The 25,454-nt window shown below is 30.8% G+C and carries 20 protein-coding genes and 2 pseudogenes; 13 read left to right on the plus strand and 9 right to left on the minus strand.

What is annotated here, in order from left to right:
• Positions 1 to 5 precede the first annotated feature (5 nt).
• The 7 genes from NST87_RS00175 to NST87_RS00205 all read right to left on the minus strand — a co-directional run bounded on the left by NST87_RS00175 (position 6) and on the right by NST87_RS00205 (position 8,088).
• On the minus strand, positions 6 to 344 hold the full coding sequence (locus NST87_RS00175) for an SAUGI family uracil-DNA glycosylase inhibitor (RefSeq protein ID WP_340721130.1): 339 nt from the start codon (positions 342 to 344) through the stop codon (positions 6 to 8).
• A 474-nt stretch (positions 345 to 818) separates the two neighbouring features.
• On the minus strand, positions 819 to 2,447 hold the full coding sequence (gene ccrB, locus NST87_RS00180; RefSeq protein ID WP_340721131.1) for a cassette chromosome recombinase CcrB: 1,629 nt from the start codon (positions 2,445 to 2,447) through the stop codon (positions 819 to 821).
• Between the two features lie 19 nt (positions 2,448 to 2,466).
• On the minus strand, positions 2,467 to 3,816 hold the full coding sequence (ccrA, locus tag NST87_RS00185; RefSeq protein WP_340721132.1) for a cassette chromosome recombinase CcrA: 1,350 nt from the start codon (positions 3,814 to 3,816) through the stop codon (positions 2,467 to 2,469).
• Positions 3,817 to 3,992: 176 nt separating this feature from the next.
• A complete protein-coding gene (locus tag NST87_RS00190) occupies positions 3,993 to 4,250 on the minus strand; it encodes a hypothetical protein (protein WP_340721133.1) in 258 nt (85 codons plus the stop codon).
• Between the two features lie 64 nt (positions 4,251 to 4,314).
• Positions 4,315 to 6,105: a cassette chromosome replicative helicase gene (gene cch1, locus NST87_RS00195; RefSeq protein ID WP_107523153.1), complete on the minus strand. Its 1,791-nt coding sequence runs from the start codon at positions 6,103 to 6,105 to the stop codon at positions 4,315 to 4,317.
• A complete protein-coding gene (locus tag NST87_RS00200; protein ID WP_031838353.1) occupies positions 6,105 to 6,374 on the minus strand; it encodes a hypothetical protein in 270 nt (89 codons plus the stop codon). The genes cch1 and NST87_RS00200 overlap by 1 nt, the downstream gene beginning before the upstream one ends.
• A gap of 154 nt (positions 6,375 to 6,528) precedes the next feature.
• Positions 6,529 to 8,088, minus strand: coding sequence for a hypothetical protein (locus tag NST87_RS00205; protein ID WP_340721134.1), 1,560 nt, complete (start codon positions 8,086 to 8,088; stop codon positions 6,529 to 6,531).
• 207 nt (positions 8,089 to 8,295) lie between these two features.
• On the opposite strand from NST87_RS00205, the gene NST87_RS00210 reads away from it, so the two are divergent.
• From NST87_RS00210 to NST87_RS00230, 5 genes are all read left to right on the plus strand, one after another.
• Positions 8,296 to 8,655 carry an FRG domain-containing protein gene (locus NST87_RS00210; RefSeq protein ID WP_227967760.1) on the plus strand — a complete coding sequence of 120 codons (360 nt, stop codon included), beginning with the start codon at positions 8,296 to 8,298 and terminating at the stop codon, positions 8,653 to 8,655.
• A complete protein-coding gene (locus tag NST87_RS00215; protein WP_340721782.1) occupies positions 8,573 to 8,890 on the plus strand; it encodes a hypothetical protein in 318 nt (105 codons plus the stop codon). Before NST87_RS00210 ends, NST87_RS00215 begins: the two co-directional genes overlap by 83 nt.
• A gap of 20 nt (positions 8,891 to 8,910) precedes the next feature.
• Positions 8,911 to 9,882 carry a hypothetical protein gene (locus tag NST87_RS00220; RefSeq protein ID WP_340721137.1) on the plus strand — a complete coding sequence of 324 codons (972 nt, stop codon included), beginning with the start codon at positions 8,911 to 8,913 and terminating at the stop codon, positions 9,880 to 9,882.
• 245 nt (positions 9,883 to 10,127) lie between these two features.
• Positions 10,128 to 10,562 carry a GNAT family N-acetyltransferase gene (locus tag NST87_RS00225; protein WP_119521840.1) on the plus strand — a complete coding sequence of 145 codons (435 nt, stop codon included), beginning with the start codon at positions 10,128 to 10,130 and terminating at the stop codon, positions 10,560 to 10,562.
• A 313-nt stretch (positions 10,563 to 10,875) separates the two neighbouring features.
• Entirely contained in the window at positions 10,876 to 12,852 is a 1,977-nt protein-coding gene (locus NST87_RS00230) for a GA module-containing protein (RefSeq protein WP_145379972.1), read from the plus strand.
• 183 nt (positions 12,853 to 13,035) lie between these two features.
• Here NST87_RS00230 and NST87_RS00235 read toward each other — a convergent pair whose 3' ends face one another.
• Positions 13,036 to 15,129 carry an amidase domain-containing protein gene (locus NST87_RS00235; protein WP_119537747.1) on the minus strand — a complete coding sequence of 698 codons (2,094 nt, stop codon included), beginning with the start codon at positions 15,127 to 15,129 and terminating at the stop codon, positions 13,036 to 13,038.
• A 217-nt stretch (positions 15,130 to 15,346) separates the two neighbouring features.
• Between NST87_RS00235 and NST87_RS00240 the strand changes: the two genes are divergently transcribed.
• From NST87_RS00240 to NST87_RS00270, 7 genes and pseudogenes are all read left to right on the plus strand, one after another.
• On the plus strand, positions 15,347 to 18,196 hold the full coding sequence (locus NST87_RS00240; RefSeq protein WP_340721140.1) for a YhgE/Pip domain-containing protein: 2,850 nt from the start codon (positions 15,347 to 15,349) through the stop codon (positions 18,194 to 18,196).
• A gap of 85 nt (positions 18,197 to 18,281) precedes the next feature.
• Positions 18,282 to 18,737, plus strand: a complete 456-nt coding sequence (locus NST87_RS00245) for a MarR family winged helix-turn-helix transcriptional regulator (RefSeq protein ID WP_340721141.1) — start codon at positions 18,282 to 18,284, stop codon at positions 18,735 to 18,737.
• A 379-nt stretch (positions 18,738 to 19,116) separates the two neighbouring features.
• Positions 19,117 to 21,629: pseudogene (locus tag NST87_RS00250) on the plus strand (Spaf_1101 family AAA-like ATPase).
• 86 nt (positions 21,630 to 21,715) lie between these two features.
• Complete coding sequence (locus tag NST87_RS00255; protein ID WP_340721142.1) at positions 21,716 to 22,678, plus strand: helix-turn-helix transcriptional regulator; 963 nt, start codon at positions 21,716 to 21,718, stop codon at positions 22,676 to 22,678.
• Between the two features lie 75 nt (positions 22,679 to 22,753).
• A complete protein-coding gene (locus NST87_RS00260; RefSeq protein WP_040030476.1) occupies positions 22,754 to 23,383 on the plus strand; it encodes a type 1 glutamine amidotransferase family protein in 630 nt (209 codons plus the stop codon).
• 168 nt (positions 23,384 to 23,551) lie between these two features.
• Complete coding sequence (locus NST87_RS00265; RefSeq protein ID WP_040030477.1) at positions 23,552 to 23,965, plus strand: MerR family transcriptional regulator; 414 nt, start codon at positions 23,552 to 23,554, stop codon at positions 23,963 to 23,965.
• Complete coding sequence (locus NST87_RS00270; RefSeq protein ID WP_210125681.1) at positions 23,958 to 24,533, plus strand: NAD(P)H-dependent oxidoreductase; 576 nt, start codon at positions 23,958 to 23,960, stop codon at positions 24,531 to 24,533. Before NST87_RS00265 ends, NST87_RS00270 begins: the two co-directional genes overlap by 8 nt.
• 117 nt (positions 24,534 to 24,650) lie before the next feature.
• Here the strand turns inward: NST87_RS00270 and NST87_RS00275 are convergent.
• Positions 24,651 to 24,834 (minus strand): annotated as a pseudogene (locus NST87_RS00275) (helix-turn-helix transcriptional regulator); the annotation flags it as partial.
• Between the two features lie 39 nt (positions 24,835 to 24,873).
• On the opposite strand from NST87_RS00275, the gene NST87_RS00280 reads away from it, so the two are divergent.
• Complete coding sequence (locus NST87_RS00280; protein ID WP_040030479.1) at positions 24,874 to 25,407, plus strand: DUF3267 domain-containing protein; 534 nt, start codon at positions 24,874 to 24,876, stop codon at positions 25,405 to 25,407.
• The last annotated feature ends 47 nt before the right edge of the window (positions 25,408 to 25,454 follow it).

Genomic DNA, 25,454 nt, shown 5'->3' on the forward strand with positions numbered 1-25,454 from the left:
GCATATTATTGTCCTCCTGTTAGTAAGTATCGTTGATCTAAAAGGGGTATGACCGTGTTGTGTAGATATAAGAAATCCATATCGTGGTTTTCATCAATATAACCAATGGCTATGAGCTGTTTCTGATAGTAGAGAATGAAAGGGTAGATATTACTTTCGTGAAGTGTGTCAGAGTAGTAGGTATAGGTTTGAAGTATTTTATTACTAAGTGGCCCAAGCCTTACATATTTGTCAGGAAGGATATCATCAGCGATTTCCTCGATAGATTCACACTCCCATTTTTCTTCCTTTGGCAGATTGAATAAGTTAGTTATATAGTGCTTGAGTTGTTCTTCTAATGTCATGTTTATGACCTCCTCATGTATTTGGTTGATGTAGTCATGTGATACATCATTTTGATAATATAAGTTTGAAATACCATTTGTTTCGCCTAGAAATCCCACTGAAATACAGAAAAGATCCCAATAGAAAGTCGTCACAATTGTTGATATGACAAGGAAATCCCGTTATCCCGCTCATTTCTCGGGAAATATAGCTATATATTTATATATCATTTGGATTAATAGGTGAGGTTATGATTTACTTTTTTCTTTTTATATTATTTATTTATAAATAATAATGGGATTTTGGGATTACGCTTGCGTAATCCTTCTCCTACATGAAGTTAGCCAATCCCGTTACTATCCCACTTATATTTTGTTTTGGGATGTTCTTTCGTCATATCAATATAAGCTTCACATTGAGTTATGACTGCTTAGGTTGCTGAAGATGTTTATTAGATAGGTGTTATTGAATGACGAAAGGACAGTACATAGATATTAGATTTGAAGAAAGAGCGTTTGAGGCAAAAATAAAGACGAAGTGCTGAGGAGCACTTCGTCGAGAGAGGTATTATTGAAAAGTTGTTTAATAATCTCATTATTGAGCTTGAGTGTGACAAAGAATTGCTTTTTATGACTCCCATCTTTACGAATATCAATACAATCAATGACCGTAAGGTATAATGCCTTGAGTTGCGATTTATCCATGGATTCTATATTTTGAAATATTCGTTGTAATAGGGCAGCGATTTGTTTCGTATCATAAGATGGTTTCTCTTGATTTTGTTGGTGCTTGAGCTGATTCATTTGATTTGTAATGTCATTGAGTTGTGTTTCATATTGATGAATGGTTGGTTTGAGTGCAGATGTTAAGTCTGGATTGTCTTCGATGGTTTGAACTAGATTTTTAAGTTTAGTGTTAATTTCATCAAATTGTTGTTGTTTATAAGCAATATCATGATTGAGCGCAGCTACATCGACTTGATTTTCTTGATTAACACGTTCGACAACTTGTTTGATAACTTTATCACTTTTGACTATTTCGAGTATTTGATCCATAACGTATTTCTCAATGACATCGGCTCTAACGCTATTAGCAGAACATACTTTTGAGCCTTTGTTTCGGAAGTTACTACAAGAATAATAGCGAATACGTTTCTTAGTTCCATCTTTGAGTGTATTAGTGGTATTACTTGCCGCCATAGGGGCTCCGCATTGCGGACAATGAACGATACCTGTTAATAGATTGGTTCCTTTTCCATGAACTTGAGGTTTTTGACTGACCTGTTTTTTGCGTGATTGGATTTTATCCCATAATTCTTGACTAATAATAGGAGGGTGTTTACCATCAGCTATAATAGGTTTATCATTCAGTCCTTTACGACGCTTTTCATTCCAATCTTTGTACTTCGCAAATTGAATTTTACCAATGTAGAATGGATTGACTAAGATATAGGTTATTGAATTGATGCTAAAAGGATTACCTTTTTTAGTAACATATCCTTTGTGATTGAGGGCATTGGCAATTTTACGATAACCATGTCCTTTGGCATAAGATTCGAATATATATTTCACGATATTCGCTTCATGTTGATTAATCATCAGTTCGTGTTTATTATCAGGTATTTTGTCATATCCTAGAGGCAAATTCCCTTGATAGTAGCCTTCTTGTGCACGTTTGGTTTGTCCCATGAATACATTCTCGACAATGTTATTGCGTTCGAATTCAGAGAAGCTTGCGAGTATTTGTAACATGAGTTTACCCGAAGAAGTGTTGACTTCCATACGTTCAGACAAACTGAAAAATTCGACGTTCTGTTTATGCAAATCCTCGACAATTTTGAGCAAGTCTGATGTATTACGTGCAAGTCGGTTTGTTTTGTACACCATGACACAATCGATATGACCTTCATTCGCATCCTTCAACATACGTTGGAGCTCAGGGCGGTTCATAGATTTTCCTGAGATACCACGATCAGCGTAAATATCTGTGACTTCAAAATGATGAAATTGACAGTATTCTTTAATCTGATTGATTTGTCCGTCGATACTATAGCCTTCAGTACTTTGGATTTCCGTTGATACACGAACATAGATACCGACACGTTTTTGTTTGAGTTGTTGCATGATTTTTCATCCTTTCTAATTAAGCAATCGATGATTGTGAGGTTTGGTTCACAATGTTCAATGGTTCATTTTTGAAATAGATCCCCACAAGAGATTTGTTTTTTGTAATGCGAATTTCATCAATATAGGGATACAGCATGTTTAACGTGAAACTTTTTTGTATAACCTTTTGTAGCGATGTTTGTAACTGAGTATCACTTATTGCTTGTATAGGCTTATTCTGTAGGTTTATTGATTGAGATTGTTCTCTGAATGTTTCTACATCAATTGTTCCTTGTGCTAATTTTTCAATGAGCTTTTCATGAGTTAATGTGTTACTAGTATCATGCATCCTTTGTTTTTTGAGCTGTTTCTCAATAGCATGTTTGATTTTCGAATAGAGCTGTTGGTTTCGAAAGAATTTTTGGCAAGATTCTAAGACCTGTTTTTCCAGGTTTTCAGCGTTTATGCCTTTAAAGTCACATATGAAACGTGATGCATTCATGTTTTTAGGACAGACATAATAACGTAATGAATGATTGGTTTTTCTAATGGTCATGTTGGTAAGGGTTGAACCACAACAAGGGCATTTGATTTTTTGTTTGAGTCGGTTGTCTGAAGATCTACGATTAACTTGTCTTTGGTTTCTAACCTTTTGAGCGTATTCATACAAGCTGACTGAAACAATAGGGGGGAACATATTATCGTATTGTCCATATTGATTTAGCACTCGGCCACAGTAATTAGGATTTAGGATAATACAACGCACTTGGAAAGGTTTTCGGTTGATGAGGTGATTGGATTTTTCTAAGCGTTGAGAAATTTTCTTGTATCCGTAACCTTCCACGTAGTCGTCGAATATGGCTTTTACAGTAGGTGCTTCATCCTTATTTATAGTAAATGTCCCATCGTGATAGTGATAGCCAAAAGGGGCGTGAGTTGTAATGAGTTTACCTTGGCGTGCTTTTTCGCGTAGTCCATTTTTGACCTGTTCACTGATATTATCAGATTCTAGTTCGGCCAAGCTGATGAAAATATTGAGTTTGAGCCGATCGAATGATTTATTCATGTCGAAGTAGCCATCATGAACGCTTAAGATATGAACATGGTATTTTTGACACAATTTCATGAGTTTTAATGCATTTTTTAGATTACGATGAAGTCGATTCAGACGATAGCAACATAATACATCATATTGTCCTTGTTGAATCAGTTCAGTAATTTGTTGGTAACGATTCCGCTTATCAGTACGTCCTGATTGTTTATCGCTATAAAATGTGATGTGTTGAATATTGTGTTTTTCAGCTAATGTCTTGATGGCTTGTTTCTGAGCTGAGAGTGATTGTTGTTTTGTTGTACTTTGACGTAAGTAACCCATTGCTTGTTTCATCTTGTTTCCTCCTTCCAAAGAGATAATATATATTTATGAACAAATTTATAGATGCGCCCAACACCAGTGAGGTGTTGGGCGTTATTATTAGTCATCAGCTTGATTAATTTCTTCAATCACTAAATCAGCAAGTAATGTGATTAATTCGTTCATATGGGCATCCTCCAAATATCAAATTATATTGAATTGATAACATGTTGCATTGTTATTCGTTCTAACCGTGTACTTGGGACAAAATGTTCAGTTATCTCTTTTTCATTTATGAATTCAGGGTACAAGTGATAAAATTTTAGTAGCTTCTGTCCCGTTTCAGTTAATACATATTGTTGCATATGGTAGTATCTGTCGATATAATTAACGATAATAGATTTTTGATGATCATCGACTTCTACCGAATCAATTGTGTAATTTAATAAGTTGACGTTTGTTTTCATTTTTATGCCTCCGATTGATTTAATGAGCTACAACGCACATAGCGCGTTGTAGCGATATTCATATTTAGAGTTCTAAGTCGCCCTTTTCTTCCCATTCTCTACCGTCTTTAACAAATTTGTTGAGTAATTCCTTATTTGTTGTATTATTATCAAATTGCGGTGGTGTGTATGGTTCAGAATTTGAGCTTAAACCGAGAACAGCTGCAAACTCACTAGGCAATACAAGATGGTAGAACAAGATCGTTTTTGTTTTGCCTTGAGTATCTTTGACATTACGTTTGATAGCTATCCGATCGGAATCCATCTGGATATATCCTTCTGCTCTTAAACTATCTATTACATTTTTTACATCTTGGTATTGGTTTTCTTCTAACATATGTTTAAAAACATCTTTAAGCATCTTGACTTGAATGTGATCGTCTTTCAGCTCAATAAGGCCATAATTTTCAGTCATTATGGAGAGTTTTTCATTTTCCGCAAACTTACTACGATTGCGTGCCACGAACTGAACTACACTATCAATCGCCTTGGCTCCCAAACTGCGCTCACTTACGGAATCTACATGATAACTAACTAGATATTCTCTAACTGCATCCAAATCGATAGGAGTTGCGATTACACGTTCTAATATTCGTGCTGAAGTCGTAATGGTGGCATAGCGCTTGAACATACGTATACCTACATTGTTTGTTTCATTGTTAAGCTGTGCTTTGAACCAATCGTGTTCTTTATAAAACCACTTGATTACTTCAGATTCACGATTTAGAAGGTATTCAGCTACTAACGGCATTACGTGTCCATAGTTTTTTGATGTTCCTTTTTTAATGGCGTCTGCATTGTCAGCGCTTGTTGTAAAGACATCAGAAATTTCTATGCATCTTGCTCTCAAACCATCATTTGCACTAGCATCTTTGAATATTGTGTGTTCTGCTGTACTAATCACACTAGATCCAAAGTGGTGAGGATTTTTTACATTTCCTTCTCGATTAGCACGTAGACGACCTTGCCCCTCTGCTAGGGAATAAAGTAAACCATTTGTATCTTTAAAGGTAGCTGCTGATAATTCATCTAAGGCAATAGGAACACCAAAGTTGTTACTTAAGTATCCTTCAATTGCATTACGGGTGCCGTTCCAACCTCTGAATAATGTTTGGTCACCTTTAGATGGATTCCCTGCTATTGAAACTGCTAATGCCGCTGCAGTCGATTTACCCGTACTAGAGTTCCCCATAAATGAAAATATCGTGCCAAAATATTCGACTTCATGCTTTGTTTTTAAGAACGCAGTCACTAATGAAGAAACACCAAATATCACAGCAAGCTCCAGTAACAAGTTTCCTTTTACTTCATCAAGATACATTTGCCACCAGCCTTCAAATGTACCTTTAGGTTGTAAGTCATACTTTGTTTCACAAATGATTTCATCAGCCTGAGACTGCTCGATGTCTTTTGAAAGATATGGTTCATCTAATGAAATGACAGTACCTTCATCAGTACTTAAGACACCTACACCTGTATACAATGTAGAAATGGGCAGTGATTGACGCATTAATTGTAGTGCATTACCTAGCGATTTAATGTACTTTTCATTGATGCTGAACCCAAACATAACCAGTCTAGGTAACTTTTGTGTCGTTAGAATATCTGACGTTTCAATACGTTCAATATTTTTGCCATCCGTGATAGTCAATTTCTCAACCCCTGTAGTAGGGTCGAGAAATTTGTTTTCTATGATGATTGGACTAGATAAACGAATTATCTTATCTTCGTCATTTTTGTTTTTTGCTCGAATAAGTTCATACCATGCAGTTGAATCTAACCAGTATGGATATTGCTCGAAGATGTTGTTAGCCATTAGCGTTTACCTCCTGTATTAAAAAGTCGAATTTTTTGATACAGGATAGGAGATTTGTTAGAAATTCTTTTGATAGGAGCGTCGCATCCTTTTCTTTCCCACGCCCCAAACATGCGACCTACTTCTCTAATTTCATTAGTAGTACAGTTGAAAGTGCCAACCTGATTTACTAAGTCATTAAAGATGAACGTCTCTCCGCTGTATTTTTGTTTCGCAGCTTTCTTTGATGCTCCATACAATTGTATTACTCGAATAGGTTTATACTTCATAAGTAATTACCGCCTTTATAATTTTTTCTGAATCATAAAGATTCATTACGTGTATTACATCACACAAAAATAAACCTAACTGTCTAACCAAGAATGATTGGTTAGACAGTTAGGTTGAATAAAGATTGGTACTAAAGAGATTGAGTTGTAGTAATTATTTTTTAAAATATTTTTGTCTCAAGTTTAGATTATCAATTACATTCATAGAATTAATTAGAGATAGATGAGTTTCACTAGAAATTTTAAAGTCATAAATGAATAAGTTTAGGTCGTACTTATTTGATTTACTATGAGTTAGGTCATTTTTAGCATGGAGAGGTGTTATTGTATTACTCCATTTTTTTGTCGTTTTTATAATTTGATTACTCAAATTAAGAACTTCTATAGGCGCATTTGTATGAAAGAAATTCATGTTCTCGCAAATATGAGTGTAAACACCTGATAAAGTACTAAGCAAAGTTTCCATAAATGGTAGCTGATCCATATAAAATAATTTATGTATAAACAAATTTGATGCATTTATAAGTTCATTATCGATGATATGAAAAGATGAAAAATCACCTTCATCATCTTTATTTCCTAATTTGTCATCTGTGAAGACAATGTGTAAGTGATTTTCAGTTAATTCATCTATGTCGTTATGTAGTTGTTGAAAATCAGCGTTGAATTTTAATTTTTGTTCCTCAAAATCTTGGAGTTCTGAATAATTAACTTTTTGCTTTTTTAATATATTTAATTCTTGCTTGTTAAATAGTAAAGCAAAATAGCTATTGTTGCCAGATGCATTTTTGTGTTTAGCATGTGTATTACTGTCTATGTACAAATATCTAAAATAAAAAACAGACAAAATTGTTAGTACATCACTAAAAGGGAACCTTCCACGAATGTTGTCTTTTGATAATTTACCAATTAATGAATTTAGATTTGCAGTTATCTGTTTTTCTTCATCTGTGTTGATATCAGGGAACCTATTTAATAGTGTCTGTATTATAGATGAAATAAGTTGTTCTTTTGTGAAATATCTTTGAAATATCTCATTATTTTTGTCATTTAAATCTATATTGATTTGTGTACTTATATCAGCAATCATATTTAAGTTTTCCCATTCTTCATGTGAATATGATGAGGAATAGTTATTTGAATAATTATAGTTTTTACGTTCGAGACCATTTTTAATTGTAAAAGCAGTGTTTAGCATATTATCCAGTGATGTGATATTCGGATTATTTTCATCGTAAAATCTAAAAGGTATATTATTTTTATAACCAAAAGTAGCATTTACAGTAGCTCTTTTAAAAGTAGTGTCGTCAAGAGCTATAGATCCATCATTATGTAATTTTAATAGTACATGTTCCTTTAGTTTACCTTTAGGTGTGAACAAATAAGTGAAAATTGCATTTTTATACTCTTCAAATTGATCATCTAAGTTTGAGGCATACATAAACCTTGTTAAGACTTCATAAAATCCTTCGTTGAATCCACGCATAAAAGTATCTACACCATCATCAATACCTAACAAATAAATTAAATTTGGTAAAATATTTTTTATATAAAGTTTATTATTTTGAAATTGATAACGTGTATAATTGCCTTCATTATCGAATTCGACTTCAATTGTTGATGAACCTTCAATATCTTCTAACGATATGTTTATTTGATTGATTATATCCTGCATGAATTCAGAGTTATACTTTGAAATTAGTTTTAGTGTCATGTATATAGTCATTCCTTTATTATCATTTACTTCTATTTAAATATAAGCTAAGATAGTTATATAAATAAAGGGAACGTACGTTCTGTTTTTGGGGTATTTATGAAAGGAAAAATTAAATCATTTAAAGAATTACACGAAGTTCTCGATGGATACAGAGGTAATAGTTTATGGTTATTTAGAGGTCATAGTAGCGAAAAATGAGATTTGGTGCCAAAAGCAGGGCGTTCACCATATGACAAATACAATGATGAGGAAACTTTTTATGCATGGAAACGTCAAGCTATGATATTTCTTAAGGAGTCTTATAACGATTGGGATATGTTAACTATTGCTCAGCATCATGGTTTAGCTACAAGATTGTTAGATTGGAGTTTCAACCCTTTAGTAGCAGCATATTTTGCTGTGAAAGACTTTGAGGATTGTGATGCTGTTATTTATGCTTATTTAAAAAAATCAGATATTAATGTAAAGGAAGTACATCCGTTTGAGAGAGGGAATAAAGAAAGTGAAACCAAATGGGTTAGCAACAAGAGTAGTAAGACAAAGTGGTATTTTCACAATTCATGAACAACCAACTGCTTCTATTGAAGATAACTTATGGAAAAAAGAAGAATTAACTAAAATTATAATTGATAAGCGGTATAAAACAAGATTAAGAGAAGAATTATCATATTATGGAATAAATGAATTATCGTTATTTCCTGATTTAGATGGATTAGCAAGCCATGTGAATTGGATTATGGAAGCACAACCATATGGATTAAATAATATAACAAATGAGTTAAATTCGATTAATGAATAAATGGAATGGGGGAGAATAATATGAAAGAATTAGAAAAAATACTTAAAGATCCAAAGGTGTCAGAAGATGTAAAGAGAATAGTGCAATCAATGAATAAGGATGGTTTGCAATTATTAAATGATTACTATGATGAAAAATCTAATTTTTATCAACGAGCTAAACCGGAGCTCATTGCAAATGAATTCTATGCAGACCCAAATAAATTAAAAAAATTATATCATTACACTACCTATGAAGCATTTGAAAAAATTCTGTCATCATCTACTTTTTTAATCGGATCAATACATTATATGAACGATAATAAAGAAATTAAATATGTATATGAGTTAATGAAAAAAGAATTAAAATTACTTGGGGCACCTAATGATATAATCCTCAAATTAGAAAAATTAAATACTATTTTGCCAGATGATGTATACGTATGGTCCTTTAGTGAAAATGATTATTCGCAAGCATTATCAAATTATGGTGATGTAGCGTTAGGTTTTGATAGTCAGGAAATAATGGAGCATCTTGCAAGCTATTACTCAAAAGGTAAAAAAACACTCGATGAGTATACAGTTGGTAATGCGTATGTATTTCCCTTAAAAGTGGAATATGATTATGAAGTACAGTCTAAATATATTACTACATTAGCTCATGCTTGGTATGTTGCACATGATAATTTTGAAAAAGATCCTTATGATATGGATGAAATAATAAAGAGTATAGTACAAGCGCTTCATTTCTTTTCATTATTTTTTAAAAATCCTCATTTAAGACAAGAAGAAGAAATTAGATATATTATTTTTAATATCAATGAGGATAATTTATTAAAACCTGAATTGTATATGAATAGTAAACCATTCACAACTTGTAAATTCACTTATGAAATACTAAAGGAAATAATTATTAATCCCAACAGTGATAAAAATATAAAAGAAGTAAAATCCATGCTTATTAGGAAAGGGTTTACAAAAACTTCGGTCAATATGAGCAAATTACCTTATTAGTGCAATAATTATAAGTAATAAGAAGGGTAGTTTAGAATTTATTCAATACTGTGTTCTTTCCTACTATATGGATTATTTTTCATCACGAGCGTTTAATTTTTATTTTATCAAAGGCATCTCACTCAATGAAAATAAGGATTTGATGATTACATGGGATTTAAAAAGTATTATATGTCCTTCTGTTCATGTAGTGGGTAGATTAAATTTAATTATATTTGAAAATAGTAATATAAAGGAGTAATTTAATGATAAAAAAATTAGATAATATAGATTCTGAGTCAATAGAAAAGATATCAAATATATGGCTTAATTCTAATTTAGATGCGCATGACTTTATAAAACATGATTATTGGATTGACAACCTAGGTAAAGTGAAAAAAATGCTACCAGATTCAACAATTTACGTGTATTATGCTGATAATCAAATCGTTGGATTTGCTGGCTTATATGAGCAATATATAGCAGGTATTTTTATTACAGATAATTATCGTAATAAAGGAATAGGAAGGTTAATACTAGAAAGATTAAAAACCGATTATAGTGTACTTAATTTACATGTATATGAGAAAAATGAAGGAGCTATCCGTTTTTATACCAAACACCATTTTGAAATAAGATCTAAGGAGTTTGAAGAAGATACTCAAGAATATGAGTATCTTATGGAATGGAGTAGTGATTGAAATTACAAAAGCAACAAATAATAAACTCTATCAAGCTCCACAACTTGATAGAGCTTTTTGTATATATTATAAGCTTTTATGATACTAGTTGATATTAGACGTAAAGTATTTATAGTAGTAATATATCGTTTTATCTAGCTATACGAAAAACCGCATCATTATCTGATAAGCAGAGCCCTATAATAAATAAAGCTAAAAGTTGAGTTGTACAATATTTATTACTTTAAATGAGATAGTATTTCAATATTGCTATTTGAATAAATTTATATAACCTATATAATGAAGATGAATAATTAGAAGAAAGGTGAATTTAATGAAAAAGTTAAGGTATAATAATTTAAATAATAAAACTAGATTAAATCATCAATTTAAATTTTCTAGTGTGGCCCTCATTATTAGCACTTCTTTAATGGGATATAGTGTGACTTCAACACCATCAGTAGAAGCAAAAGATAAGGCTGATTTAAATATTGAGACACATTCGAATAGTGAAAATACGCTAGAAAAACGCATTCAAGAAGGTAAAGAGAAAATTGATAAACTAAAAAACATTAAAGATAGTCAGAAAGATGCTTCTATTAATGAAATTATAAAAGCTAAAAGTACAGAAGAAGTTGAAGCAATATTGAAGAAAGCAAAAAAGGTTGATAATAAAATCATTGAACAGAATAAAGTGCAGAGTCATTTAATTGAAAATGACAAAAAGGAAGTATCTGAAGATAAGGAAAGTGTAAAAAGTGAGTTAGATGGTCAAAAAAATATAGCCTCTTCTGTCAAAGAAAAGTCTAACCATATTGAAGAACAAGATAGTAATGAATTGTTCGATCAAGAAGGTCTGCAAGATAATACGTTTGATGCTAATTTAAATCAAAGAGATACAAAGCAAGATACAGCTCATTTGTTTGATGATAGTGTTAATTTTTCCAATTTAGTTGATATGGGTAAACTAAATGAAGAAAGTAAAGATATAGCAGATATGAATGATAGTGAAGATAATAAAAATACGGCTTCAGAAAAAGACGAAGGCGCTGTTAAAGAAAACAACCAAGACGGTTTAGCATTTAAAGATACATCTAATACTAAGAGTAATCAAATGCAACAATCAGACGAAATTAAAAAAGACATCGATAAAGTTACGACAAACCATTCAAAAGTAAAAGATAATTTAGATTATTATGTCGAAAATAAAGAAAATAATTTAAAGATATTGGATTCAAAGCTTTCTGAACGAGACTCAATATCTGCTGAAAACAAAGAAAAATTGAAAAAGGAAATAGAAAAAACGCAACAAAGTCTAAAAAAACAAAATGACGTTGTATTAAATCATTTACAATCTGTAAATAATAAAGAACAAGCTGTAAAAGATATTGTTAGTGGTACTTTTGATGAAAAGAGTGCACAATCTATTTTAGAACGTATAGATACAAAAGGTAAAACAGATCAACAAATCGCGAGTCAAGTTGTTAGTGAGTTAGATAACTTATCTACTACTACGAGTGATGATATTTTAAAATCTATGTTTGATAAAACAACTGATAAGCAAGAACTTATTAAAACAATTCTATTAACTAAATTTGATCATATAGATACATCAAAAATCGTTGATGAAATAATGCATAAAAATCCTAGTAACGAACAAATTGTAGCTTTAATCAAACATCATTTTGGGGACAATGTTACAAGTGATGATATTTTAGAAAATATATTGGACCAATCTCATGATAAACGTAAAGCTTTAGAAACAATGCTAGCTACGAAATTAAATGATGCTAAAGCTAAAGCGCTTGCTGACGTTATTGCCAAAAAAGAAGATTCTAAGCATAACTTATTAAATCTAATGAAATCGGGAATTAATAATGAGTTGAATGATCTATTAAAGGCTGATAAAGACATAAGTAAATTTAAAGATGATATGCATGGTTTGTTTGAACCATTAAAATATACGCCAAGTTTATCTAATAAATTTGATGGGAGTTTGTTAGACAGAGCTGAACAGATGCGAAAATTAAGTGGAAATTCAAAATTACTTGGTACACCAAGTCTATTTGACGATTTATTCAATAGAAACAGTATATTAGATGGAATTAAGGATATATCTAATCCTTCGCCTGGTCGTGCTTTATCTCTAGGTGATTCCTCGGGTAGCTTTTTAAGTGGTTTATTTGACAATAATGGTGATTTTTCTTTACCTGATACAGGAACAGTAGTAAAAAAATCAACAATTCCATTAGGGATTCTACTTTTCATTATAGGTGGTGGATTAATATGGTTCACCAAACGAAATAAATAGAAAAATTGTAAATATTAACTCATACTGTATTTTAGTATGAGTTAATTCATATAGTATATTTAAAATGCTCCATTCAAAGTGAACACTAGTAAGTGGGACTTTGAATGGAGCATTTGTATTTTGAATGAATAAAAGCTAAATTAAACACTTTAATAAATAAAATAAAGGGAATATTTAAACATACTAGTTATTACCTGTAATGTAACTCAATTCAGTTGCAGCATCTGCATCAATTGTTCTATAAGAGACGATACCAAGTCCTTTAATGTTTGATTCTGATATAACGATAGAACCATCATCGTTAACTTTTTCTACAAAAGCTACATGACCGTAGATCTGGTCTGCTCCTTGTTGACCTGCCTCAAATACAACGGCAGTGTGTGCTTTTGGTGTTGAAGAAACAGCATAATCTTTTCTTTCTGCTCGATTATTCCAGTTTCGTGCGTCGCCTAAATCACCACTCACATATTTCTCGAACTGTGCCATGCGATTATAAACATACCATGTACATTGCCCATGAGGATAAGGAGAGTCATTTGTTGTTTCTGAAAATGGTTTGAAAGCTGAATCATAATCATCGTTGTTCGCTTTGTATTTATCTAAATCAGGCATATTTTTATTATCAAATTGTGTTAAGTCATAGTGGTTGATAATACTATTTAATTTGTCCGCGTATTGTGAATCAGTCGCGTATGTGGTAGCCAAATGCATTGTTGCTGAACGGTAACTATAAGCTTCACTTTTCCATGTTGGTTTATAAATGTCCTGATTACCATCGATGCCGTGTTTGATTAAATTGGCATAATCTTCCAATGATTCTTTTTTGCTTGGATAGCTACGGAAGTTTGCTGAAATTTGAAACGTATGGCTGCCATTATCTTCAAGTGTATTAAATGTAGCCGACTGACCTTCATAAGCTCCTTTTATTCCAAATAAATTGAAATGTGGTGAACTAGCAAGATTGCTAGTTCCTGAGTCAGATTCTAATATGGCTTGTGCAATCATAACAGATGCATAAATATCTTCATCTTGACCTATGTCGTGAGCGTCTTGTGCAATTGATTTAATAAAACCTCGTGTGTTTTTATTTTCAGTAATTGTTATATCGTTAGAATTTTTACTATCATCCGATAAATTTGGCAATTGTTGGAAAATTGCAGTAGATCTGATGTTTGATTGGTTTATGTCGTTTTCAAATGATTGAGCTGGCTTTTCTTTTTTAGCTAATTGTGATTCAGAAGGTAATTGAGGGTTAGCATTTGTATTAGATGCCTGTTTCTCAGAATTATTTTCCTTACTTTTACTATTTCCATTTGATAAATCATCTTTTTTAGCATCATATTGTTTTTTATTATTTTTAGCATTTTCACTATACTCGTCTAAAATTGCATCTAATACTTTATCGTCAGATTTTGTATCTGATTTATCAGCATTTTCGTTATCACTGTTGGCATTATCGTTTTCAGTAGCAGGTGTGTCATTATCTTTGTTGTCTAGATCATCAGCATCATTATTTGCTTCTTCATAAGATCGATCTTGTTGGGAAGATCGTTTTGACTCACCATCATCTTTTTTTTGATTTTTATCAATTGGAAGTTTGTTTGATTCAGACTTATTATCTATATCATCATTCTTTGACTTCTCAGATGACTGTACATCATCAATGTCACCTTGTAGTGAACCCTTATCACTATTTTTTTCTAAATTGTTAGTATTTGATTCGTCACTATCATCCGAATTTGTCGTATTTGGATTTATTTGATCTATAGATGTATCATCATTTTTACTCTCATTCTTCTCGTTTTGTACATTGTTATTCTCTATAGTAGAAGTTTGTTTCATTTTATTATTAGAGAACAGTTGATTTAATAATTCAGATAGCCCATCATTGTCACTCTTAAAAGGTTCTGGCTTGAAAACATTCAAACTATCATAAGACGATGAATCATTAAATGAATTTTCAAATGAACTCGGTATTTTTTCGTTGGATGATTCATTATCAGAAGTTTTATGTCTTTTATTATTAATATCTTCTGTAGTCCTTTCATCTTTTGTACTATTTTCCTTTTCATCACTAGACTTATTCTTTTCATCATTTCCATTTTTTGATAAATGCGATTGCTTAGCTTGCTCCTCATCTTTTTCCTTATACACGTCATTTGATTCAGAAGTTGTGGCACTTTTTTCTAAAGATTCGGCACTAACATCGTTGATAGAAAATGATGGAATAAGTAAAGAAGTTGAAAGCAAACAGACTAATAATTTTTGTTGCTTCATGAAAATACCTCTTTTCTAAAATATATTACTTTACTATGTACAAACTATGGTTTGTCTTGGTACACTGTAAACAGACTTAGATATAGTTGATGTGTATCAACTAAAAAATGGGAAAATTCGTTAATGCATTCATTATATCAACTTATATGAAATTAACAAATAGTAATTTTAAATTTATGTAAGAAAAATCAATAGATACAGTTTTAGAGGTGTATAAATGAAGAACGCAATAAAATTATTTATAATGGATTTGAAAAAGATTGCTAAGACGCCTGCTGTTTTAGTGATTTTAGGAGGTTTAGCACTTCTTCCTTCTTTTTATGCTTGGTTTAACTTAGAAGCGACATGGGATCCATACGGTAATACTAAAAATATTAAAGTGGCTGTTGTAAATGAGGATAAGGGAGATACAGTTAAAGATAAAAATGTGAACGTGGGCAATAAAATCACCAATAAACTAAAGAAAGATGATAACTTTGATTGGCAATTTGTAAGTCGAAAAAAAGCCGATCATGATTTGAAGATGGGCGATTATTACGCGGCCATTTACATACCAGAGAAGTTTACACACCAAATTACCGGCACACTTCGAAAAAACCCACAGCAAGCAGACGTAGAATACAAAGTGAATCAAAAACTTAATGCGATTGCGCCTAAAATGACAAATGCAGGGACGAGTGCCATTGTTCAAAAAGCAAATGAACAATTTAATGAGACAGTAACAAAAGCATTATTAGATGAAGCAAATCGACTTGGCGTGAAACTTGAGGAAGAAATTCCAACCATAAATAAAATTGAAGATGCAGTATCTAAAGCTAATGATTCTATACCCAAAATTAATGATTTTGCTGATAAAATAATATATTTAGATGAAAATCAGGATGAGATTGACAATTATGCTGATGAATTTAGAGCGTTAGGAAATCATAAAGGTGAAGTTATAGATGCTGCAGATAAATTAAACCAAGTTAATGCGGCTATTCCGACATTAAATGAGCGAGCTAAATTGATATTGGCATTAAATGACTACATGCCAAATATTGAAAATGCCTTGAATGTTGCATCTAATGATGTACCAGAAGCTTTTCCAAAAATTAACCGTGGTGTAGACCTTGCAAGCGCAGGGGTTGACGCAGGGTTACAAGGCCTGAATGAAGCGCAAGGATATTTACCTGCAGTGCAACAGCGTGTCGAAGGCTATCAAGAAGTCGTTGATAATGCACAAGAAGCAAATCAAAATGCTAATAATCGATTACAAGAAAATGTTGAAACTGAGCAGCAAAGTTCTAAAGGGTCAGATAGTTATTCAAATATTAAAACTTCGCAAATAAGTAATAGTAATAGCGACAATGCTGGAAATAATCAAAATGGAACAGCAATAAGTAGTGAAGATGTAAGCGCAATGGAATCTTCACTATCAAAATCATTATTATCTTTATCCAATTATACCGACAAACAAGCGGAAAGTAGTCAAGAAGATATTAATGCGCTAAAAAATGTCACTTACGGTATTATATCTACAGATAAGCCAAAAGATTTCAAAGAAACTTTAGATAATATTAAATCTAGGCTTGAAGTAACAAGTAAGTCCAATCAAAAGTTTATAGATATATTATCAGAGCTTGAAGATAGAGAAAAGGTAGATCTTTCTGATGAGATTAAGGAATTAGAGTCAGCAAATAATAGAATTAATAATTTAATTAAGACACAAAATCAACTTAGTGAAGCACTTTCGAATGGAAGTTCTGGTAAAGAAGAAGCAGTAGAATTACTTAAAGAAATTCCACGCGTGAATAGTAGCTTAGATGATTTAAGAAACTATATTAAGTTAGAACTAAACCAAAAATTATTAGATGTATCTAATGATGTGATGTCATTATTAGATGACGGCGATATAAAACTATCAACTGTTCAATCGAAATTAAACACAATTGATCAAGTTATAAATTCAGGAGAAAGTATTTTAACTACTGGTAAGGATAGAGTTGAGACGATTCAAAGTGCACTACCAGTCATTGAGCAAAGATATATGGATGCAATGTCTATTGCTCAAAATTATTATCCACAATTTAAACAAAGTGTTTCTAACGCAGCATCATTTATTGAAAATGACTTGCCAGGTTTAGAACAACAGTTATCTGATACAACAGCAACTGTGAACAATACAATACCTACACTGTTTAATCGCTATGATAATTTGGTAGATATTTTAGATACAAATCAACCACGTGCAAAAGAAAGCTTGCACAATTTGGCAGATTTTGCACGTAATCAATTACCAGATGTTGAAAAAGATCTGGCTAAAGCGAACAAACTATTTGATGAGATTGAAGACGACGATGCAGTGGATAAAATGGTAGACCTATTGAAAAATGATTTGAAAAAACAAGCTAATGTAATCGCAAATCCAATTAATATAGATCAAAAAGATATATTTCCTGTGAAAGACTACGGTTCAGCAAGCACACCATTTTACACAGCATTAGCAATATGGGTAGGAGCTTTATTACTAGTAAGTTTATTAACGACAGATAATAAACATAAATCATTAGAGCCACATCTAACGACAAGAGAAATTTATCTAGGAAAGAGTGGGTTGTTTTACATGTTGGGTATTATCCAAGCACTCATCGTATCAATTGGAGATATAGTGATACTGAAAGCGCAAGTTGAATCTGTTGTATGGTTTATTGCTATATCAGTATTCTCATCACTTGTATTTATTTCAATTGTATATACTTTAGTGTCATTGTTAGGAAATCCAGGGAAAGCAATTGCAATCATCTTCCTTGTACTACAAATAGCAGGTGGTGGTGGAACCTTCCCAATCCAAGTTACACCAGAGTTCTTCCAAGTCATTCACCCTTATTTACCTTTCTCCTATTCAATAGATGCTTTAAGAGAAGCAGTTGGAGGACCTGTACCTGAAATTTTAACTAAAAAATTAGTGGTACTTTCATTATTTGGTATAGGATTTTTATTAATTGGTGTTATCTTTAAACCAATTACTGATCCACTGATGAGAAAAGCAACTGAAAAAGCTGAAGAAAGTGATGTAATGGAATAAAGTTATTATGCTTATAATAAGTAATATTTAATTTTTAAAAAATAAATGATGGTTGAAAAATGATAGTTTAGTAAGGAAGGTTAATATGGAGGATAAAGAGGGAAACTTAGAAATATTAATTAACCAATTCTATGATGCTACAGCGAATATTAATAAAGCAATTACTAACATGGTTAAAGAATTGGAACCAGGTCGTTACTTATCTTATGAACAAATAGAAACAATGTATTTTATTCAGCATAATGAAAAAGTATCGATTAACGACTTAGCAAATAAGCAACGTACTTATAAGACAGCTGCATCAAAACGTGTTAAGAAGTTAGAAAGCAAAGGTTATGTGCAACGAGTTTATTCGAATGATAAACGTACTAAATTAGTGAGTTTGACGCATAATGGAGAACGCTTATTAAAAGAAATGAAAATAAACTTAACAAAAGAAATAAAGTTACTTTTGTTAAGTTGTTTTGTTAGAGAAGATTTTGAAAAATTTATGTATCAGCTCATGAATTTTGAAAAGACATTTTTAAAAAAGTACTACTAGAGTAAGTTAATTTCACTAAATTAAAGTATCCGATGTAACTTAGATATTTGAAAAATGAAAATTTAACGTTTATTAATCGTAATCATATTAGTAAGAACATTGAGTCATTTATTATAAGAAACCAACCTCTACATATTTGTATTATACATGTAGATTGCTATCAGTTAATTCATTCATACTAAAATTACTGTTCATATTGCTAAAAGATTATTGTAGTTACTATCCCAATATATAAAAATCATAAAATTTGTTTAGCTGGTTTCATATTGAAACCGGCTATTTATTAACCAAAAACCGCATCATAAATCGATAAGCAGAAGCGTATCACAAATAAAACTAAAAAATAGGTTGTAAATAATATATATTTGGAGGGTATTGAATGAGGGACATAGAAGTAGAAAAAGCCTATAGTATGATGAAAGAACGTGACAAAGTAAATTTTGGTGAATACCATAAGACACTATTACATATACATACTCCCGCTTCATATGATTATAAATTATTTGAAGAATGGGGTAATGAATATTTCAAAAATCTTAGTGAAGATAAGATGATAAAAATTGCTCATGAGAAAGGTGTTTTATACGGTGATTATTCATCAATAGATGTTCTGAGGGATTTGTGTACTTCAGATGGATATAAAAACATTAAAGAAATGCTTTCGTATTATATTTTAGCTTATTATATCTATATTAATCATGTATCAATTGTTGTTGTAACAGACCACAATACTATTTCTGGTATCGAAAAAGTAGAAAAAGCAATTAATAAAATGAGTAGTAAATTTCCTAATGCAATTTATCCTGAAGTAATTCCTGGAATTGAGATATCCTGTGCAGATAAAATACATTTAGTGGCTATAGCAAGTATTGATGAACTAAATGAATATTTCCATGAAAAATTGAGTGGATCTTTATTAAGTGAAAAAGAAGGTACTTATAAGACATCATTAGATTTAATTAATGAATTGAATAAAATAGGAATATTTAACTATATTGCTCATATAAATAGTTCTAACATATACACTGAATCTAAATTTTTGTCTGGAGGTTATAAAAGTAAACTATTGAGTAGTGAAAGTTTAAAATATATAGGGGTATCAAATAAAGATAAAATAGACAAGATTTCTTCATTTTTAAGTAATTATAGTAAAGAAAAGAAGTATTTTTTGTTAGATAATGACGCTCATTGTATTGAAGATTTAAAGTTTAAATATATATGGATAAAAGCTAGTAAAAGGACAACGAACATAATAATTGATTCTATCAAAGATTATAAGCTATCAGTTTCATTAGACAAGCCTATAAATGAAGGGAAAAAATACATACGTTCTATGTGTATAATTTCAAATAATGATGTGAATAAAAAGAACTTCCTTATAGATAAAGGTGAAAGAAATAACTTTCAAGTTAATTTTTCACCTTCTCTAAATTGTTTTGTAGGAGGGAGAGGAACTGGTAAAAGTACATTATTAGATCTATTGAATTTAGTGATGAGCCAGAGGTGTGACAGTGTAGACAAGTTGGAGTTTTTAAGTCGGAATTCAAACGTGTATGTTTTATATGAATTAAATAATAAAGAATATATTATTCAATTAAGATTACCCATTTTTAACCGAGAAGAAGCAGAGAATATACTTTATTACTATGGTCAAAATTATGAGAATAAGTACAATTATAGGTATGAATTTAATGAAAAGGCATTACAAGAATATATAAGTAAAGAAGATTTGATGGTATATGAAGTTTCAAGTAAGGGTGAAATTAGTAAGACAAAAAATAAGTCGAAAATCTTAGAAGAAATGTTTGATAGATCATATTCCATGAACGACTTAGTTAATATAGCTAGTACGGACAGAATAAATGATTTTATTTTGGAATTTATAAGTAAAAATAAAAAAATACGACGTGATTATAACAAGAAAAGCTTAATAGATGTTATAGATAGTCCTGCTAAACTAGAAGAATTTTTGAGTAAAATAGAAAAGTACAAAATTAACCGAAAAAACAAAGTTAATGAAATTTTAAAAGAATTTAACGACAAAAATTTAAAGAACTTAAAAATTGAGTATGTTCAGTCTGAGTTAAAAAGTCTTCCTTTAAAAGATTGGTTTTTGCTGAAGGAAATCTAAAACGTTCATTTTATGATTTTAAAATTACAAAAATAGAGGTTGTAGATTTGTTAAATGAAATCATAGATAATGTAGGTATTAATTCTTTTATAAAAATGTGTATTGATGAGAAGATTAATTTAGAAGTTCGATTAGTTCAATCTATGTCGCAAAATAGTCAAGTCAACAACGAAAATTTAGAATTATGCGAAATAGATGAAACAAACATAAGTGAGTTCAATAAGAAATTAATTATGTTATTTAAAGATATAGATATAGATAAAATGAAGAACTACTTTAATAATTATCTAATTAGTTATGAAAAATTCAACTTAGAATTTAATGTCAACGCCAACACTGTAGCTAATAATAATAAATTACAGTTTAAAAATGTAAAAAATTTGAGCTTAGGTCAAAAAGTTGTCGTTATGTTTAATTTTATCTTAGCGTATAGTGAATATGCTAACGATTATCGCCCATTGATAATTGATCAACCAGAGGATAATTTAGATAGTCAATATATTTATCATAATTTAGTGAACAAGTTAATTGAAACAAAAAACCAAAGGCAAATTATTATTGCAACGCATAATGCAACTATAGTCACTAATGCAATGGCAGAATTAGTTTGTGTTATGAAAAGTGATGGGGAAAGAGCTTGGATTGAACAACAAGGATATCCAAGTGAAAAGAAAATTAAAAAAGCTATCGTAAATCATTTAGAGGGTGGAATTGACTCATTTAAACATAAAATGAGTGTCTATAAAGAAGTATTGGAATAAAGTGATAATTTAGTAAAGTAAATACAAATGAAGAAGTAAAGTTGAGAGAAAAGTGATATAAGACCCACATGAAAGAGGTTAACATTATGGCTAAATTAGACAATATACTTGCGATTCTATGGATGCTTAGTTCAGATAAGAAAGTTACTGCCAAGCAAATTTCAGACAAGCTAGAAATGAATATAAGAACTGTGTATCGCTATATGGATACACTTTCAAAAAGTGGCGTGCCCATCATTTCAGATACTGGACATAATGGTGGATATACATTGTTAAATGATTTTATTGAAGCGCCACTTTTTTTTAATTCTGAGGAACAAACAGCAATTTGTCATGCTGCAAATTTTGCAGAAGAAGCGGGTTATTATGGTGGAAATTCGTTAAATAGTGCTATTAGAAAGTTAAGAAACCATTCGAAATTGGATCAAGAAAGTGAAATAGAGAAACATATGTCTAGTCTTGAAGTAATTAAGCAAAATAACATATATCCTTCATATAGCCATTTAGAAGCATTAGAAAATTGCGTAGTTAATAGAAATTCTGTCATTATTTCATATTGGAAAAGAAGCGATGACACATCAAATGACAGGCAGGTGGATCCGTACAGAATTATTTACTGGAAAAACAAATGGTATTTAGTCGCATATTGCCATCTTAGAGATGATGTTCGAACATTTAGAGTGGATAGAATAGAAAGTCTCATATTAACTGATGAAACGTTTGAACAGCCCGAAGACTTTTCAGCAGAAAACTTTTTTATGGGGAATTTGTTGCCAATTAAGGAAAATGAAGATGCAACAACAACTTTAGTAATTAATGGAGATGTAAGTACATTAGATGAAATTTGTCACCATTGGTTTCTAGGACATTACTTAAAAGAAAGAACATTCAATCAAGCAGTTTTTCAGCTTGAAGAAACAATTATGAATAAATACGTACCGCAATTATTGTTGTCATATGGTAAAGGGGTTCGAGTTGTAGAGCCTTTGAGTTTAAAAGAAGAAATGATTAAGAACTTGTCCGATTTAATTGAATTCTATCAAAAATAATAGCTTCCTTGACGTTAGTTGTCAGGGAAGCTATGTTACATTTTGTTATATGAATAGTGAATGGAGAATGATTTTATGAAAATATCAAAAGTATATCTTTATGTATTTAATACAATGTCAGATTGGGAGTACGGTTATTTAATTGCTGAATTGAACTCAGGAAGATATTTTAAAAATGGGTTAGAACCATTAAACGTAATAACTGTAGGTGCTACTAAGGAATCAGTAAAAACAATGGGTGGATTACATATAGCGCCAGATATGACTTTCGGTAAATGTAAGGTAGAACACAATGATCTTCTAATTTTACCTGGAGGAATGAATTGGAATGACCAAGTACATAAACCGATATTAGAAAGAGTTGGTACTGCATTAGATGAAGGAACAATTATTGCTGCAATTTGTGGTGCAGTGGATGCTTTAGCTAATAGTGGGTACATAGATACTAGGAAACACACGAGTAATAACTTAGAATATACTAAAATGACGTGTCCAAATTATAGAGGAGAAAAATATTTTGAAATGAAGTCGGCTGTGTCTGATGAAAATTTAATTACTGCGTCAGGTATTGCGCCGCTAGAATTTGCTATGGAAGTATTGAAAAAGATAGACGTATTTGAACCAGATACATTGGAAGCATGGTATGAGTTGAATAAGTCACATAAAGCAAAATATTTTTATAAACTAATGGATTCGATAAGTTAATGTAATTAAGTGAAGGACACAATATCGTGTAGATGTGTCCTTCATTTTTTATATCTTTAAAACTATTTTACAATAATAAATGACCAATAATACATAGATGATAGTAAAGAACAATTGACCTTAAAGTAATGTTTAATGGTAGATTTGAAAATAAGGAGGTTGTGTTACATGAGAATTGATGAAGTTTCCAAAAAACTAAATATCGCTAAATCGAAAATCAGATATTATGAAAAAATTGGCTTACTCAGAATACCGAGAGACACGAACCAATATAGGTATTTCGATGACACGGCTATGATAGATTTGAAAATGATTATGGACTTAAAAGCGTTAGATATAGGGTTAGAAGATATGAAGTACATCATTGAATTATTTCATAAGCCGACAACGCAGACTTGTAATATTAATTCTGTGGAGTATATAAATAAAGTGATACAAGAAAAAGAAGATGAGTTGAATAATCAAATATTGATACTGAATAAGCTTAAAAAAATTCATGAATTATCTAAAGATAACCAATATGAACTAAATAAAGAAACAATTCTAAAAGAACTCAATCAAAGGAGAGAACATAATGATTAGTATTATATACGGAGGTAACCAGTCAGGAGTATGCTTTGAGTTATATAAGACAATTTTAAAGAAGTTAGATAAAAATGATTTACATATATTTAATTTGCAACAAATGGATCTTTCATTAATATTGGAGAATGGTTACTATTCAGAACCAACAAAACAGCAAACGTATATAATCAATACTTTAAATGAATCAGAGACATTAATTTTTATTTATCCACTATATTGGTTCAATGTTCCACCAATAATGAAAAGTTTTATTGATCAAGCATTTTGGCCAGAAAATGCATTTAGTTTTAAAAGAAAGCAATATTTTAAAAAGGGTTTATGGAAAGATAAAAAAGCAATCATTTTGTACACGCAGGGAGGCCCAGAAATTTTTCATAAATTAAAAAAGAGAATGGGATACCATGTACTTAAATATCCATTAAACCTTGCGGGAATATATAAAATTACAACATACCACCTTGATAATTTAAATCGGAGCAAAAATAAAAAAGAAAATATTGATGAAAAAATTAATCAAATCACTAGGAAAGTAGTGAAAAATTTGGGGTTATACATCGAAATATAAGTCATAGGTATTAGGAAATTATATGCTTTTAATGTACTTCAAATTGTTTAATATCTCCTATAGTTTGATACACTGGCTTGTCTTAATATGTATAAAAGATGATGTTTGTTTGTTTTTTGAGGTGCTTTCTTCAAATACAAATATATTTATACAGGTTCATTAAATATGCGAGCAATTTTTGTAGTTGTAAGGATGGAAGGAGTAAAATCATTTCGCTCTATTAAGTAAACAGTTTTCTTGAGATACCTACACTTTTGGAAAAATATATTTGATTATAGCTATTTTGACAAATATATAATATGTTAAAGGTAATCTTTTATGTAAATAGGGAGGAATTATTATGAAAAAAATTGATATAATCGGAAATGATGACTTAATGAAATCATTATCTAAATATCAAATCGCTTTATTTATAATATTTGGTAGCTTGTTTTTCATTATGGTAAAGATGAGTAACACAATTGATGTTTTTGATTCTACGTTAAAAAATATAATTGTTGGTGTGGGTGTACTAATAGGGATGTTTATTTTGCATGAATTGATTCACGGTTTATTTTTCAAATTATTTTCTCCAGAAAACAAGGTGCATTTTGGAGTTGCTGAAGGAATGATATATTGTGCAATACCAGGCGGCACCTTTACGCCATTAACTTTTGCTATAAGTGCAATAGCGCCATTTATGATTATTACTACAATATTTATTATCACTCTTTACACAGGGATTTTACCAAAAGTATTTTTTGTAACAATGGCTACGATGCATGGAATGTCTTGTGTTGGAGATTTTTACTGGGTAGTTAAAATGACACAAATACCTAAATCATCGAAAATTGAAACGACACATACTGGGATAGTAATAACTGAAAAAGTTTGATTTATGCACAAAGTAGTTATGTGCCGCTTGTAAATTTCCTATAAATT

Source organism: Staphylococcus sp. FSL W8-0271, from assembly GCF_038006605.1.
GTDB classification, from domain to species: domain Bacteria; phylum Bacillota; class Bacilli; order Staphylococcales; family Staphylococcaceae; genus Staphylococcus; species Staphylococcus cohnii.

What these genes read in the sequence shown, in the direction of transcription:
- NST87_RS00175 (WP_340721130.1), bottom strand. Translation starts at nt 344, where the DNA reads ATGACATTAGAAGAACAACTCAAGCACTATATAACTAACTTATTCAAT.
- ccrB (WP_340721131.1), bottom strand. Translation starts at nt 2,447, where the DNA reads ATGCAACAACTCAAACAAAAACGTGTCGGTATCTATGTTCGTGTATCA.
- ccrA (WP_340721132.1), bottom strand. Translation starts at nt 3,816, where the DNA reads ATGAAACAAGCAATGGGTTACTTACGTCAAAGTACAACAAAACAACAA.
- NST87_RS00190 (WP_340721133.1), bottom strand. Translation starts at nt 4,250, where the DNA reads ATGAAAACAAACGTCAACTTATTAAATTACACAATTGATTCGGTAGAA.
- cch1 (WP_107523153.1), bottom strand. Translation starts at nt 6,105, where the DNA reads ATGGCTAACAACATCTTCGAGCAATATCCATACTGGTTAGATTCAACT.
- NST87_RS00200 (WP_031838353.1), bottom strand. Translation starts at nt 6,374, where the DNA reads ATGAAGTATAAACCTATTCGAGTAATACAATTGTATGGAGCATCAAAG.
- NST87_RS00205 (WP_340721134.1), bottom strand. Translation starts at nt 8,088, where the DNA reads ATGACACTAAAACTAATTTCAAAGTATAACTCTGAATTCATGCAGGAT.
- NST87_RS00220 (WP_340721137.1), top strand. Translation starts at nt 8,911, where the DNA reads ATGAAAGAATTAGAAAAAATACTTAAAGATCCAAAGGTGTCAGAAGAT.
- NST87_RS00225 (WP_119521840.1), top strand. Translation starts at nt 10,128, where the DNA reads ATGATAAAAAAATTAGATAATATAGATTCTGAGTCAATAGAAAAGATA.
- NST87_RS00230 (WP_145379972.1), top strand. Translation starts at nt 10,876, where the DNA reads ATGAAAAAGTTAAGGTATAATAATTTAAATAATAAAACTAGATTAAAT.
- NST87_RS00235 (WP_119537747.1), bottom strand. Translation starts at nt 15,129, where the DNA reads ATGAAGCAACAAAAATTATTAGTCTGTTTGCTTTCAACTTCTTTACTT.
- NST87_RS00240 (WP_340721140.1), top strand. Translation starts at nt 15,347, where the DNA reads ATGAAGAACGCAATAAAATTATTTATAATGGATTTGAAAAAGATTGCT.
- NST87_RS00245 (WP_340721141.1), top strand. Translation starts at nt 18,282, where the DNA reads ATGGAGGATAAAGAGGGAAACTTAGAAATATTAATTAACCAATTCTAT.
- NST87_RS00255 (WP_340721142.1), top strand. Translation starts at nt 21,716, where the DNA reads ATGGCTAAATTAGACAATATACTTGCGATTCTATGGATGCTTAGTTCA.
- NST87_RS00260 (WP_040030476.1), top strand. Translation starts at nt 22,754, where the DNA reads ATGAAAATATCAAAAGTATATCTTTATGTATTTAATACAATGTCAGAT.
- NST87_RS00265 (WP_040030477.1), top strand. Translation starts at nt 23,552, where the DNA reads ATGAGAATTGATGAAGTTTCCAAAAAACTAAATATCGCTAAATCGAAA.
- NST87_RS00270 (WP_210125681.1), top strand. Translation starts at nt 23,958, where the DNA reads ATGATTAGTATTATATACGGAGGTAACCAGTCAGGAGTATGCTTTGAG.
- NST87_RS00280 (WP_040030479.1), top strand. Translation starts at nt 24,874, where the DNA reads ATGAAAAAAATTGATATAATCGGAAATGATGACTTAATGAAATCATTA.